Below are 13,434 nucleotides of genomic sequence, written 5' to 3'. Positions count from 1 at the left end.
TCACAGTCCTCCCATCAGTGTTTGAAATGACGAACGTGCGTGAACACCATCGTGATGCCGTGTTCATCACAGGCATCGATCGACTCCTGGTCACGGATCGACCCGCCCGGCTGGATGATTGCCGTGATACCCGCCGCCGCTGCTGCCTCGACCGTATCCTTCATCGGGAAGAACGCATCTGACGCAAGCGACGCGCCTTGTGCCTTCTCTCCCGCCTGTTCGATCGCGATCTTCGCTGCACCGACACGGTTCATCTGTCCCGCGCCGACGCCGACCGTCGTCTCCTCCTTCGCAAGGACGATCGCATTCGATTTGACGTGCTTGACGGCGCGCCACGCGAGTTTCAGGTCCTCCCATTCACTTGCAGACGGTTTCCGCTTCGTGACGACCTTCGCCTGTGCATCGTCGAGCGTCTCCTCGTCCCCGTCCTGAACGAGCATCCCGCCGGCGACCGCCGTGTAGCGGACCGATTGGACGTGCTTCACTTCGAGTTCAAGCAGGCGGATATTCTTCTTCGCCGACAGGAGCGCGAACGCTTCTTCCGTGAAGCTAGGCGCGATGATGATCTCAAGGAAGATTCCGCTCAGCTGCTCAGCCGTTTCGCTGTCGACTTCCCGGTTCAGGGCGACGATGCCGCCGAATATCGAGACCGGATCGGCTTCATGGGCTCGGCGGAATGCTTCAGCGATCGTGCTGCCTACCGCGACACCGCACGGGTTCATATGTTTGACGACTACCGCAGCAGGCTCACGGAACTCGTCGAGAATCTCGAGCGCCGCGTTCGCGTCCTGGATGTTGTTGTAGGAAAGCTCTTTTCCGTGCAATTGTTTCGCGGACGCGAGCGACGCTCCCTTGTAGATCGGTGCCTTGTAGAAGGCCGCTTCCTGATGCGGGTTCTCCCCGTAGCGCAGATTCTGGACCTTCTCGAGCGTGATCGTCAGCTGTTCCGGGAACTTCTCGTTCGTCTGTCCCATGAAATAATCCGCAATCAGCGCGTCGTAGGCTGCCGTATGCCGGAACGCCTTCGCCGCGAGACGTTTCCGTGTCTCGAGCGTCGTCCCGTCAGCAAGTTCCCGGATGATTTCCGGATAATCGGCCGGATCGACGAGGACGGTGACGCTCGCATGATTTTTCGCCGCTGAGCGCAACATGCTCGGTCCGCCGATATCGATGTTTTCGACAGCATCCTCATACGTCACATCATCCTTCATGACCGTCTCCTTGAACGGATAGAGGTTGACGACGACGAAATCGATCGGCGCAATGTCATGCTCCTCCATCTGATCGACGTGCGACTGCAGGTCACGCCGTCCGAGCAGGCCGCCGTGGACCATCGGATGGAGTGTCTTGACACGTCCGTCGAGCATCTCCGGGAATTCAGTCACTTCACTGATCGCGATCACTGGAATACCCGCTTCCTCCAGTGTCCGGTGTGTGCCGCCTGTCGAGATGATCTCGATTCCAGCCGCGTGAAATGCCTTGGCGAGTTCTGTGATGCCTGTCTTATCTGATACACTGATCAACGCTCTCATACGTTTGCCCCCTCTTTGATCCACTCTTCGATGACGCGCGGGTACAACTCGTGTTCCACTCGCTGTATCGCTTTCTGTAGCTCCTCGTGCGTCATATCATTATCTAGTCTTACGGACTCCTGGGCGATGATCGGTCCTGTGTCCATCCCCTCGTCCACTACATGAATTGTAACACCTGTGATTTTGACGCCGGCATGAAATGCTTGCGCGATTGCGTCCTTCCCCGGGAATGACGGCAGGAGCGACGGATGGATGTTGACGATCCGACCTTGATACGCCTCGAGCAACACTTGACCGATCAAGCGCATATACCCGGCGAGGATGATTCGTTCGACCCCTCTCCGCTCAAGTTCAGCGACGATTTCGCGTTCGAATGCCTCCTTGTCGGGGTACTCCTTCGCTGCAAAGACGAAGACGTCGCACCCTCTCCGCACGGCCCGCTCGATGACCGGAGCGCCGGGTCGATCACAGACGAGCAGGACGCAGCGCGCTGACATCCGTCCATCTTCGATCGCTTCGAAAATCGCCTCGACATTGCTACCGCTGCCGGATGCGAAACAGGCGATCCTCATGCGTCGACACCGAAGACGCGCACTTCACCTTTCGCCGTCACTTCACCGATCCGGTAGGCCGTCTCGTTCTCACGCGCAAGACGTTTGATGACCTTGTCCGCTTCTTCCGGCGAGACGATCAGCATGTAGCCGATGCCCATGTTGAAGACGTTGAACATCTCGTCCCGCGGAATCCGTCCCTCCTGTTCAAGCCAGTCGAAGACCGGCAGACGCGGCCACTTCGACGGATTGAAATCGGCGCCGCAGCCTTCCGGAAGGACACGCGGCACGTTTTCATAGAAGCCGCCTCCCGTCACGTGCACCATCGCCTTGACCGCTCCCGTCTCAAGCGCCGCCTTGACCGGTTCGACATAGATCCGGGTCGGCATGAGGAGGGCACTTCCGAGCGTATTGCCAAGCATCATCAGTTCATCTTCGTAAGAAAGACCGCTCTCCCCGACGATTTTCCGGACGAGCGAGAAGCCGTTCGAGTGGACACCGGAAGACGCCAACCCGAGAATGACATCTCCTTCACGCACGTCTTCTCCGGTGACGAGTTCCTTCTTCTCGACGGCACCGACGGCGAAACCGGCGATGTCGTACTCGCCATCGGCGTACATTCCGGGCATCTCGGCCGTCTCGCCGCCAATCAGCGTACATCCTGCCTGGACACATCCTTCCGCGACACCTGCGACGATCCGTTCGATCTTCGCCGGTTCCGCCTTTCCGAGTGCGATGTAATCAAGGAAGTAGAGCGGTTCCGCCCCTTGGACGATGATGTCGTTGACGCACATGGCGACGCAGTCGACACCGATCGTATCATGCTGGTCGAGCTGGAAGGCGAGCTTTAGCTTCGTCCCGACGCCGTCCGTCCCGCTGACGAGGACAGGCTCCTTCAATCCGAGCTGACTCAAATCGAACATCGCCCCGAAGCTTCCGAGCCCGGTCATCACTTCCCTGCGCATCGTCCGCGCGACGTGCTTCTTCATCCGGGATACGGCTTCATACCCGGCTGTCAGGCTGACGCCCGCTGCTTCGTATTGTTTACTCACGTTCTCTCCCCCAGTTTCAGAAATTCGCCATCTTGTTCCTGCTCATGAAGCGGCGTCGGATAGTTTCCAGTGAAGCACGCGGCACACTGTCCGCGGAGCTCCCCTTCGAACGGCCGGTCGATGGCTGTGACCATCCCTTCGACCGTCAGGAACTCGAGAGAATCCGCACCGATCTCCGCGCAGATCTCGCCTGGCGTCATCCGTGCTGAAATCAACTCGTCCTTCGACGACGTATCGATCCCGTAGAAACACGGGTTCGTGATCGGCGGTGCCGTGATCCGGACGTGGACTTCGGTCGCTCCGGCTTCGCGAAGGAGCTTGACGATACGACGGCTCGTCGTTCCCCTTACAATCGAGTCGTCGACCATGATGACCCGTTTCCCATTGACGACACCGCGCAGGGCAGACAGCTTCATTTTGACTCCACGTTCTCTCATCTCTTGTGAAGGCTGGATGAACGTCCGACCGACGTATCGGTTCTTGATCAATCCCATCTCGTACGGAATCCCGCTCGCTTCGGCGTAGCCGATCGCAGCCGAGATGCTCGAATCCGGGACGCCGGTCACGACATCCGCCTCGACCGGTGCCTCCTCGAACATCTTCTTTCCGAGGTTCTTCCGGGCGGTATGGACGTTCACACCGTCGATCATCGAATCCGGGCGGGAGAAGTAGATGTACTCCATCGAGCACATCGCCCGTTCCCGCGGCTCCATGTACTGGCGTGATTGGATGCCGGCCTCAGTCACGGTGAGAAGTTCTCCCGGCAGGACGTCACGGACATATTCCGCCCCGACGATGTCGAAGGCGCACGTCTCCGATGTGAAGACGATGCCGCCGTCCGGTGTCCGTCCAAGTGAAAGCGGGCGAAGACCATGCGGGTCGACCGCGACGAACAGCGTATCCTCCGTCAGGAACAGGAAGGCGAATGCGCCGACGAGGCGCGCGAGACTGTCTGCGATCCGGTCCTCGAGCGATTCGTATCGGCTCCGCTTGATCAGATGGGCGACGACTTCCGTGTCACTCGTCGTCTGGAAGATGGCTCCTTCCGCCTCGAGCAGGTGTTTCAGAGAATCTGCGTTGACGAGGTTCCCATTGTGCGCGAGTGCGAGGTCGCCCGTCTTGGATTTGAAGTGAAGCGGTTGTGTATTCTCGAGTGTGTTGCCGCCTGCCGTCGAGTAGCGGACATGCCCGATTGCATGGTGTCCGCTGAGGGTCGCAAGTTTTTCAGCTGAAAAAACTTCCGTGACGAGCCCTTGCCCGCGGTGTGGACGAAGCATCGTACTGTCACTCGTGACGATCCCGGCTCCCTCCTGCCCCCGGTGCTGCAAGCTGTGCAGTCCGTAATAGGCGAGTTGTGCCGCTTCCGGCTGTCCGAAGATCCCGAAGACGCCACACTCCTCATTCAACCCTTTCATTTCATATAGCACGCGATCGCTCCTTCCCAGTCTCTTTCGAGTACTGAACGTTCCAATTCGATCAGCTCGTCCGCCGTTTTGACGCGGATTTTGTCCTCCTCCGTCACGCGACCGATTTCGGTCGCACCCGTCAATGCCTTGAAGGCGTCCGCATGTTCCGCGGGCACTGCCGCAAGGAAACGCGACTGCGTTTCACTGAACAGAAGGACCGAAGGCAGGTCGATTTCCGCCTCGAGTCCGAAGCGTGTACCGAACGTCATTTCAGCCAGTGCGACGGCGATTCCGCCTTCCGACACGTCGTGGATCGTGTTGACATATCCGGACTGGATCGCGTCCCGCAGGTTCGTCAGTCTCTCCTGTTCGAGCGACAGATCGATCCGCGGCGCTTTGCCGAATGATTTCTCGTGCAACATATACTGCAGTTCACTGCCGCCGAACTCGCTCATCGTCTCACCGAGCAGGAAGATCCGGTCTCCCGCCTGTTTGAAGCTTTGCGTCGTGATCCATTCGGTCCGTTCGATCAGACCGACCATCCCGACGACCGGCGTCGGATTGATCGCCTGACCGGATTCATTGTAGAGAGAGACGTTTCCGCTGATGACCGGTGTCTCGAGGATGCGACACGCTTCAGCCATCCCTGCCGTCGCCTCTTTCAATTGCCAGAATCCTTCCGGCTTGTCCGGGTTGCCGAAGTTCAGGCAATCCGTGATCGCGAGTGGCAAGCCGCCGCTCGCGACGATGTTCCGCGCCGCCTCTGCGACGGCGATCTGACCGCCGACATAAGGATCGAGGTAGACGTAACGGCTGTTGCAGTCCGTCGTCATCGCAAGCGCCTTGTCCGTTCCGCGCACGCGGATGACCGCTGCGTCCGAGCCCGGAGCGATGACGGTCGATGTCTGGACCATGTGATCATACTGATCGTAGACCCAGCGTTTCGATGCGATCGTCGGCTGACGGAGCAGCTTTCGCCACGTGTCGAGCGTATCCTCGACGACCGGCGTCTCCTCTTTCATCGACTGGAACTCTTCATAATATGCAGGCACACGGGCCGGCTTGTTATAGACCGGCGCCTCTTCCGCAAGAGCATCGACCGGGACTTCCGCGACGACGTCACCGTGATGAATCAGGCGCAATACCTTCTCTTCGATGACTTCTCCGATATGGACGGCATGCAGTCCCCATTTGCTGACGATCTGCTCGATTTCCGCTTCCCGTCCCCGTTCGACGACGAGCAACATCCGCTCTTGGGATTCAGAAAGCATCATCTCGTACGGTGTCATTTCCGTCTCCCGTTGCGGGACGTCATCCAGGTGCATCTCGATGCCCGTTCCCGCCTTAGATGCCATCTCGGACGAGGACGACGTCAGGCCGGCCGCCCCCATGTCCTGCATGCCGACGAGCGCCGGATGTCCGACGATCTCAAGGCATGCCTCGATCAGCAGTTTCTCCATGAACGGATCACCGACCTGAACGGCCGGACGTTTCGCTTCCGTATCCTCACCTAGATCCTCAGATGCGAATGTCGCGCCGTGGATCCCATCCCGTCCTGTCGCTGCCCCGACGTACATGACCGAGTTGCCGATTCCTTTCGCGAGCCCCTTCTGGATGTCCTCATGCTTGATCAATCCGACGCACATCGCGTTGACGAGCGGATTTCCTGTGTACGAGTGATCGAATGCGATTTCTCCTCCGACCGTAGGAATGCCGACACAGTTCCCGTATCCCGCGATGCCCGCGACGACACGTTCGAACAAGCGGTCGACGTTCGCTGTCCCGAGATGTCCGAACCGAAGCGAGTTGAGCAGTGCGACCGGACGCGCGCCCATCGAGAAGATGTCACGGATGATTCCGCCGACGCCTGTCGCTGCCCCTTGGTACGGCTCGACCGCGGACGGATGATTGTGGCTCTCGATCTTGAAGACGACCGCCTGGCCGTCCCCGATGTCGACGACACCGGCCCCTTCGCCCGGACCTTGCAAGACGCGCGGTCCGGTCGTCGGAAATTGGCGCAGCACCGGTTTCGACGTCTTATAGGAGCAGTGCTCCGACCACATGACGGAGAAGAGCCCGATTTCCGTATAGTTCGGTTCGCGACCGAGCAAGTCGACGACGAGGCCGTATTCCGCGTCGCTCAATCCCATCTCCGCATAAAGCCGTTGTTCCTTGATCATCTCTGTAGTCGGTTCAGACTGTCGTTTTAACATGATTGGCCCCCTGTTTGACGAGTGAAGTGAAGAGTCGAAGTCCGTCCGTGCTTCCAAGAAGCGCCTCGACGGCCCGTTCCGGATGCGGCATCATCCCAAGGACGTTGCCCGTCCGGTTCGTGATGCCTGCGATGTCGCCGCGTGACCCGTTCGGATTGTCGACGTACGTGAAGGCGATCTGACCATGTGTCTTCAGCATCGCGTATGTCGCATCGTCACAGTAGTAATTGCCTTCCCCGTGGGCGATCGGGATGTCGATGACTTCCCCGTCCGCGTAGTCCGACGTGAAGCATGTCGAGGCATTCGCTACCTTGAGCCGCGTCGTGCGGCACATGAACTTCAGTTCCTTGTTGCGGAGCAGCACGCCCGGCAGCAGACCCGCTTCGACGAGTACCTGGAATCCATTGCAGACGCCAAGGACAGGCTTTCCTTCCGTAGCGAAACGCTTGACCTCCTCCATGATCGGGGAGAACTGGGCGATCGCACCGCACCGCAGGTAGTCACCGTAAGAGAAGCCGCCCGGCAACAGAACCGCATCGAATCCGTCAAGCGACGTCTCCGTGTGGAAGACATAGCTCGCTTCTTCACCGAGGGCGTCCGTCACGGCATGATACATGTCGAGGTCGCAATTCGACCCTGGGAAGACGATGACCGCGAACTTCATACGGACGCCACCTCTTCGATCGAAAATTCATAGTCCTCCATCACCGGATTGACGAGCAAACGTTCACACATCTCCCGCACCATCATGTCCGTCGTCTCGTCGGTGACGAGCAACTCGATTCGCTTGCCGATCCGAACTTCTTCTACGCCTGTGAAACCGAGCTGTGCGAGTCCTCCTTTGACTGCGACCCCTTGCGGATCCAGGATGCTTTCCCGAAGTGTTGCGAATACGATGACCTTCTTCATGATAATTTTCCCCCTAAACGATCAAAAAGTGATTGGTATGTGTCAATGAGTGAACCGATGCCCCGGCGGAAGACGTCCTTGTCGAGATGCTGTCCGGTCTCAGCGTCCCAGAGCCTGCAAGTATCGGGCGAAATCTCGTCCGCGAGAAGGATGTCTCCGCCCGACGTCTTACCGAATTCAAGCTTGAAGTCGACGAGCGTGATGCCATTCGCCTTGAAGTAGGCTATGAGTACTTCATTCACCCGTTTTGCGTATGCGGCGAGTTGTGCAACCTCCTCACTTGTCGCAATCTTCAGTAAATTGATATGGTCGAGCGTCAACAGCGGGTCGCCTAAGGCGTCATCTTTGTAATAGTATTCGACGATCGGCGTCTCGAGGGGTGTTCCCTCCGCGATGCCAAGTCGCTTGCTCATGCTTCCTGCTGCGATGTTTCGCACGACGACCTCGAGCGGGATGATCGTCACACGACGTACGAGCTGTTCGCGCTCCGACGTCTTCTCGATGAAATGTGTCGGTATGCCTGCCTCGTGGAGTACCTTGAAGAAATGACTCGTCAGTTCGTTGTTCAGGATGCCCTTCCCTTCGAACTCGGCCTTCTTCTCTCCGTTGAACGCAGTCGCTTCGTCCTTATAGACGATACGGAGCACGTCCTGATCCTGCGTCGCGTAAAGTTGTTTCGCCTTGCCCTCGTACAGTGGTTGCATGAATTCGTCCCCCATTATCCTAAGATGAGATGGGAGAGGGTCCTTCCCCCTCACCATCCGTGTTGGTCGTCAGTTCAATCCACAACGCTCGAATATCTCATCGACCCGGCTCGTATGATACGTCGGATCGAAGCAGGCATCGAGTTCCTCTTCCGTGAAGAGCTTCTTGATTTCCTCTTCCTGCGCGAGCAGGTCGCGGAACATGATCTGTTCTTCCCATGCCTCCATCGCACGAGGTTGGACGAAGTCGTATGCCTCTTCACGTGACCAGCCCTTCTCGATCAAAGCGAGCAGGACGTGACCCGAGAAGATGACCCCGAACGTCCGGTCCATGTTGCGCTTCATATTCTCCGGGAAGACCGTCAAGTTCTTGATGATGTTGCCGAAACGATTGAGCATGTAGTTGAGCAGCGCCGTCGAATCCGGCAAGATGATCCGCTCAGCCGAAGAATGTGAAATGTCACGTTCATGCCAAAGCGTGACGTTCTCGAATGCCGTCACCATATGCCCGCGGATGACGCGTGCAAGACCGGTCATGTTCTCCGAGCCGATCGGATTCCGTTTATGCGGCATCGCGGATGATCCTTTTTGACCTTTTGCGAAGAATTCCTCGACTTCACGCGTCTCCGTCTTCTGCAGACCGCGAATCTCAGTCGCCATCTTCTCGATCGACGTCGCGATCAGGGCGAGGGTCGAGACGTAATGGGCATGGCGGTCGCGCTGAAGCGTCTGCGTCGAGACTGGCGCCGGCTTCGTGCCGAGCTTCTCACAGACGAACTTTTCGATGAACGGATCGATGTTCGCGAACGTCCCGACTGCTCCGGACATCTTGCCATATTCGACCGTCTCGCGCGCTGCCTCGAAGCGGACCTTGTTACGCTTCATCTCCTCGTACCAAAGTGCGAGCTTGAGACCGAACGTCGTCGGTTCCGCATGGACACCGTGCGTCCGTCCCATCATCACCGTATATTTATGTTCGTTCGCCTTCACCTTCAGAATCTCGATGAAGCGATCCAAGTCGGCCGCGAGGATGTCGTTCGCCTGCTTCAGCAGGTACGACAGCGCCGTATCGACGACATCCGTCGAGGTAAGGCCGTAATGTACCCATTTCCGCTCTTCACCGAGCGTCTCGGAGACGGCACGGGTGAACGCGATCACGTCGTGGCGCGTCTCCTGCTCGATTTCGTTGATGCGATTCACATCGAACGTCGCGTTCTCGAACAAAAGAGCGACATCCTCCTTCGGAATGACTCCGAGTTCACTCCATGCCTCGCATGCGAGGAGCTCTACTTTCAACCAAGCTTCGAATTTATTCTGTTCCGTCCAGATGGCTTTCATCTCCGGTCGTGTATACCGTTCGATCATTTGACCTTCTCCTTCCATATTCCGAGGCGCTCGATTTCCTTGAGCGCTTCCGGTATCGAGTCGGCGAGGATGTTCAAGTGCCCCATCTTTCGCCCTCGTTTTGCGTCTTTCTTTCCATAGAGATGGACTTTCGTCCGGGGAGAGAGTGTCGACCATTCCTCCTCGAGCGCTGTGACGTGTTCTCCAAGGATGTTCACCATGACGACTGGCGTCAGGAGCGTCGTTTTTCCGAGCGGCAAACCGATCAGTGCCCGCACGTGTTGTTCGAATTGCGACGTCTCGCATGCGTCAAGCGTGTAATGGCCGGAGTTGTGCGGCCTTGGCGCCAGTTCATTGACGATCAATCCATCTTGCGTCAGGAACAGCTCGATCGCGAGCGTGCCGATCAGGTTGATCGCTTCCGCGAACTTCTTCGCCAATGCGACGGCTTCGTCCGCTGTCGCGTCCTCGACCCTTGCCGGAACGATCGAGAGGTGAAGGATGTTGTTCTCATGGACGTTCTCGCTGACGGGGAAGACGCTGACTTCCTTCTCACTGCGGACGACGATGACGGAGAGCTCTTTTTCGAACGTCAGCCATTTCTCTGCAACATACTCGTCGACTTCGAACGTCTCGAGCAGCTTAGCGAAATCAGACTCCGACTTGACGACGTGTTGTCCTTTCCCGTCATATCCGAAGCGTGCCGTCTTCAAGACGAATGGAATACCGAGTTTTTCTTTCGCCTCATGTAATTCTTCCATTGAACGTACGCTTCGATAAGGGGCGACAGGAAGACCATGTGTGGACAAGAGTGCTTTCTCACGCAGCCGGTGTTGCGTTTGAAACAGCAATTCCGTCCCTTGCGGAAGCTTCTCGTCGATGGCCTCCGCCGTCTCTGCTGAGATGTTCTCGAATTCGAACGTCACGACATCTGACTCACTGGCGAGTAGCCGTGCCGACTCGACATCCGAGAACTCCGCCTCGATGTGCCGGTCCGCCACCTGCGCGCATGGTGCATCCGGCGTCGGGTCAAGAGTCGCGACGGTGCAACCCATCTGCTTCGCCGACAGTGCCATCATCCGTCCGAGTTGCCCGCCCCCGAGTATTCCGATATGCTTCACGTCAACGTCTCCTCCGACTCGATGACCTGACCCTCGAGTTCGACACGTGCGTGGTCAAGTTTACGAGCGATTTGATTGTCGACTGTCCCGAGGATTTGAGCCGCGAACAGTGCCGCATTCTTCGCCCCGGCTTCTCCGATCGCGACCGTCGCGACCGGTACACCTGCAGGCATCTGGACGATCGACAACAGAGAATCGAGCCCTTTGAGCACCTTGCTCTCGATCGGTACGCCGATGACAGGAAGCGTCGTCTTGGCTGCGACCATTCCTGGTAAATGAGCCGCTCCGCCGGCGCCTGCGATGATTACCTTCAAGCCGCGATCACGTGCCGTCTCAGCATAACGGAACATCAAGTCCGGTGTACGGTGAGCTGAAACGACTTTTTTCTCATAACCGATTTCCAGTTTATCAAGAACTTCGCACGTTGCTTTCATCGTCACCCAATCCGATTTGCTCCCCATGATGATGCCTACTTGAATGGTACTCATGCGTTTCTCCTCCTTTTTTCACATAAAAAAAACCCAAACCACATCTAAAAGGGTGGCTTAGGGTATAAAAAGGTGCGCCAAATAACGCCTGGCGAACATCCATATACCCCATAGTCCAACGATTTAGGGTCGTCGGGTAGAAACTTGCAAGCCATATCCCTGCTATTATACGAGGTGTGAAATTGTCCACTTGTCACGCCTTCATCTTAACAAGAGAAAACAGCTCAAGTCAATCAAAGGCGAACAATTTAATTATCTGAAAATTTAACGTTCGGTTTTCAAATGATTTTTGAAAATAAAAAAGCGCCCTCTTTCGGAGTGCGCTTGAACTAGCTCAAAATCATTCAGTTGCTTTAGGTACACAATCAAAGACGATCTGTTGCTTTACCGGATAAGGTTCGCCGTTCGCATCAAGACCAAACAACGGTTCTTCGCGGCGCGCCGTGGGTCTGTAACCCATTGCCTCGATTCTGTCCAAGCATTCGCTAATCGTCTCCTGTTCTTCAACAGCAATCCGTAGCTTCTTTTTCTTCGACATATCTCACAATCCTTCCCGGTGCAAAAAAGTGTACAAAAAAGCGGCGGCCCTTGAGCGTATGCTCCAGAACCACCGTTTGCCTGGCAACGTCCTATCCTCACAGGGGGAAACCCCCAACTACTTTCGGCGCTCAGGTGCTTAACTTCCGTGTTCGGCATGGGAACGGGTGTGGCCACCTGGCCATCGCCACCAGACGATCGGGCTCGCGCCCTCAAAACTGAAGCCATCAACAACAACATCGATTAGATCAAAGCCTCGACCGATTAGTATCACTCAGCTCCGCATGTCGCCATGCTTCCACCCGTGACCTATCTACCTCATCGTCTCTGAGGGGTCTTTCTTGATTGCTCAAAGGGAAATCTCATCTCGGAGGGGGCTTCATGCTTAGATGCTTTCAGCACTTATCCCGTCCGCACGTAGCTACCCAGCGATGCTCCTGGCGGAACAACTGGTACACCAGCGGTGCGTCCATCCCGGTCCTCTCGTACTAAGGACAGCTCTCCTCAAATTTCCTGCGCCCACGACGGATAGGGACCGAACTGTCTCACGACGTTCTGAACCCAGCTCGCGTACCGCTTTAATGGGCGAACAGCCCAACCCTTGGGACCTACTCCAGCCCCAGGATGCGATGAGCCGACATCGAGGTGCCAAACCTCCCCGTCGATGTGGACTCTTGGGGGAGATCAGCCTGTTATCCCCAGGGTAGCTTTTATCCGTTGAGCGATGGCCCTTCCATGCGGAACCACCGGATCACTAAGCCCGACTTTCGTCCCTGCTCGACTTGTAGGTCTCGCAGTCAAGCTCCCTTCTGCCTTTGCGCTCTTCGAATGATTTCCAACCATTCTGAGGGAACCTTTGGGCGCCTCCGTTACTGTTTAGGAGGCGACCGCCCCAGTCAAACTACCCGCCTGACACGGTCCTCCAGCCGGATCACGGCTGCGAGTTAGAGACTCTATGCATGAAGGGCGGTATCCCAAGGGTGACTCCTCCGAAGCTGGCGCTCCGGGCTCGACGTCTCCCGCCTATCCTGTACATCATGCACAAAGCCCCAATATCAGGCTGTAGTAAAGCTCCATGGGGTCTTTCCGTCCTGTCGCGGGTAACCTGCATCTTCACAGGTACTATGATTTCACCGGGTCTCTCGTTGAGACAGTGCCCAAATCGTTACGCCTTTCGTGCGGGTCGGAACTTACCCGACAAGGAATTTCGCTACCTTAGGACCGTTATAGTTACGGCCGCCGTTTACTGGGGCTTCGGTTCAGAGCTTCGCTTGCGCTGACCCATCCCCTTAACCTTCCAGCACCGGGCAGGCGTCAGCCCCTATACGTCATCTTGCGATTTAGCAGAGACCTGTGTTTTTGCTAAACAGTCGTTTGGGCCTATTCACTGCGGCTCCGCCTGAGGCGGAGCGTCCCTTCTCCCGAAGTTACGGGACCATTTTGCCGAGTTCCTTAACGAGAGTTATCCCGCGCGTCTTAGAATTCTCATCTCGCCTACCTGTGTCGGTTTACGGTACTGGCGCCTTCCACCTCGCTAGAGGCTTTTCTTGGCAGTGTGAAATCGTGACCTTCGTCCC

General features: G+C 56.9%; 12 protein-coding genes, 2 rRNA genes and 1 riboswitch. All 14 genes read right to left on the bottom strand.

Annotation, left to right across the window (positions count from 1 at the left end; genetic code table 11):
- Window positions 1–14 precede the first annotated feature (14 nt).
- The gene (purH, locus tag DFG60_RS04685) at window positions 15–1,532 is read right to left on the bottom strand and encodes a bifunctional phosphoribosylaminoimidazolecarboxamide formyltransferase/IMP cyclohydrolase (RefSeq protein ID WP_114570585.1); all 1,518 of its coding nucleotides are present in this window, start codon (window positions 1,530–1,532) and stop codon (window positions 15–17) included.
- A complete protein-coding gene (gene purN / locus DFG60_RS04680) occupies window positions 1,529–2,104 on the bottom strand; it encodes a phosphoribosylglycinamide formyltransferase (RefSeq protein ID WP_114570584.1) in 576 nt (191 codons plus the stop codon). The genes purH and purN overlap by 4 nt, the downstream gene beginning before the upstream one ends.
- Window positions 2,101–3,135 (bottom strand): phosphoribosylformylglycinamidine cyclo-ligase, encoded by a 1,035-nt coding sequence (purM, locus tag DFG60_RS04675; protein WP_114570583.1) that lies wholly within the window; start codon window positions 3,133–3,135, stop codon window positions 2,101–2,103. The genes purN and purM overlap by 4 nt, the downstream gene beginning before the upstream one ends.
- Window positions 3,132–4,562, bottom strand: coding sequence for an amidophosphoribosyltransferase (gene purF / locus DFG60_RS04670; protein WP_114570582.1), 1,431 nt, complete (start codon window positions 4,560–4,562; stop codon window positions 3,132–3,134). Before purF ends, purM begins: the two co-directional genes overlap by 4 nt.
- On the bottom strand, window positions 4,547–6,754 hold the full coding sequence (gene purL / locus DFG60_RS04665; protein WP_114570581.1) for a phosphoribosylformylglycinamidine synthase subunit PurL: 2,208 nt from the start codon (window positions 6,752–6,754) through the stop codon (window positions 4,547–4,549). The genes purF and purL overlap by 16 nt, the downstream gene beginning before the upstream one ends.
- Entirely contained in the window at window positions 6,735–7,418 is a 684-nt protein-coding gene (purQ, locus tag DFG60_RS04660; RefSeq protein WP_114570580.1) for a phosphoribosylformylglycinamidine synthase subunit PurQ, read from the bottom strand. Before purQ ends, purL begins: the two co-directional genes overlap by 20 nt.
- Entirely contained in the window at window positions 7,415–7,663 is a 249-nt protein-coding gene (gene purS, locus DFG60_RS04655; RefSeq protein ID WP_114570579.1) for a phosphoribosylformylglycinamidine synthase subunit PurS, read from the bottom strand. The genes purQ and purS overlap by 4 nt, the downstream gene beginning before the upstream one ends.
- Complete coding sequence (gene purC, locus DFG60_RS04650; protein ID WP_114570781.1) at window positions 7,660–8,367, bottom strand: phosphoribosylaminoimidazolesuccinocarboxamide synthase; 708 nt, start codon at window positions 8,365–8,367, stop codon at window positions 7,660–7,662. Before purC ends, purS begins: the two co-directional genes overlap by 4 nt.
- A 69-nt stretch (window positions 8,368–8,436) precedes the next feature.
- The gene (gene purB, locus DFG60_RS04645; protein ID WP_114570578.1) at window positions 8,437–9,732 is read right to left on the bottom strand and encodes an adenylosuccinate lyase; all 1,296 of its coding nucleotides are present in this window, start codon (window positions 9,730–9,732) and stop codon (window positions 8,437–8,439) included.
- On the bottom strand, window positions 9,729–10,832 hold the full coding sequence (gene purK / locus DFG60_RS04640; RefSeq protein WP_114570577.1) for a 5-(carboxyamino)imidazole ribonucleotide synthase: 1,104 nt from the start codon (window positions 10,830–10,832) through the stop codon (window positions 9,729–9,731). The genes purB and purK overlap by 4 nt, the downstream gene beginning before the upstream one ends.
- Window positions 10,829–11,320, bottom strand: coding sequence for a 5-(carboxyamino)imidazole ribonucleotide mutase (gene purE / locus DFG60_RS04635; protein ID WP_114570576.1), 492 nt, complete (start codon window positions 11,318–11,320; stop codon window positions 10,829–10,831). Before purE ends, purK begins: the two co-directional genes overlap by 4 nt.
- A 91-nt stretch (window positions 11,321–11,411) precedes the next feature.
- Window positions 11,412–11,513: riboswitch (purine riboswitch) on the bottom strand.
- Between the two features lie 147 nt (window positions 11,514–11,660).
- Window positions 11,661–11,858, bottom strand: coding sequence for an NETI motif-containing protein (locus tag DFG60_RS04630; protein WP_114570575.1), 198 nt, complete (start codon window positions 11,856–11,858; stop codon window positions 11,661–11,663).
- A 78-nt stretch (window positions 11,859–11,936) separates the two neighbouring features.
- Window positions 11,937–12,052: ribosomal RNA gene (gene rrf / locus DFG60_RS04625) — 5S ribosomal RNA — on the bottom strand.
- Window positions 12,053–12,101: 49 nt separating this feature from the next.
- Window positions 12,102–13,434: ribosomal RNA gene (locus tag DFG60_RS04620) — 23S ribosomal RNA — on the bottom strand; the annotation flags it as partial.

Origin of the sequence: Exiguobacterium flavidum, assembly GCF_003344535.1 — a bacterium.
Lineage (GTDB): Bacteria > Bacillota > Bacilli > Exiguobacteriales > Exiguobacteriaceae > Exiguobacterium_A > Exiguobacterium_A flavidum.
The sequence above is the reverse complement of the archived record's forward strand: the minus strand, read 5'-3'. Positions and strand labels throughout refer to the sequence as shown.

Excerpts from the sequence above, each read along its gene's own strand:
- purC (WP_114570781.1), bottom strand. The coding sequence starts at position 8,367 with ATGCAACCACTGTACGAGGGCAAGGCGAAACAACTTTACGCGACGCAG.
- purE (WP_114570576.1), bottom strand. The coding sequence starts at position 11,320 with ATGAGTACCATTCAAGTAGGCATCATCATGGGGAGCAAATCGGATTGG.
- purH (WP_114570585.1), bottom strand. The coding sequence starts at position 1,532 with ATGAGAGCGTTGATCAGTGTATCAGATAAGACAGGCATCACAGAACTC.
- purL (WP_114570581.1), bottom strand. The coding sequence starts at position 6,754 with ATGTTAAAACGACAGTCTGAACCGACTACAGAGATGATCAAGGAACAA.
- purQ (WP_114570580.1), bottom strand. The coding sequence starts at position 7,418 with ATGAAGTTCGCGGTCATCGTCTTCCCAGGGTCGAATTGCGACCTCGAC.
- purN (WP_114570584.1), bottom strand. The coding sequence starts at position 2,104 with ATGAGGATCGCCTGTTTCGCATCCGGCAGCGGTAGCAATGTCGAGGCG.
- purB (WP_114570578.1), bottom strand. The coding sequence starts at position 9,732 with ATGATCGAACGGTATACACGACCGGAGATGAAAGCCATCTGGACGGAA.
- purS (WP_114570579.1), bottom strand. The coding sequence starts at position 7,663 with ATGAAGAAGGTCATCGTATTCGCAACACTTCGGGAAAGCATCCTGGAT.
- DFG60_RS04630 (WP_114570575.1), bottom strand. The coding sequence starts at position 11,858 with ATGTCGAAGAAAAAGAAGCTACGGATTGCTGTTGAAGAACAGGAGACG.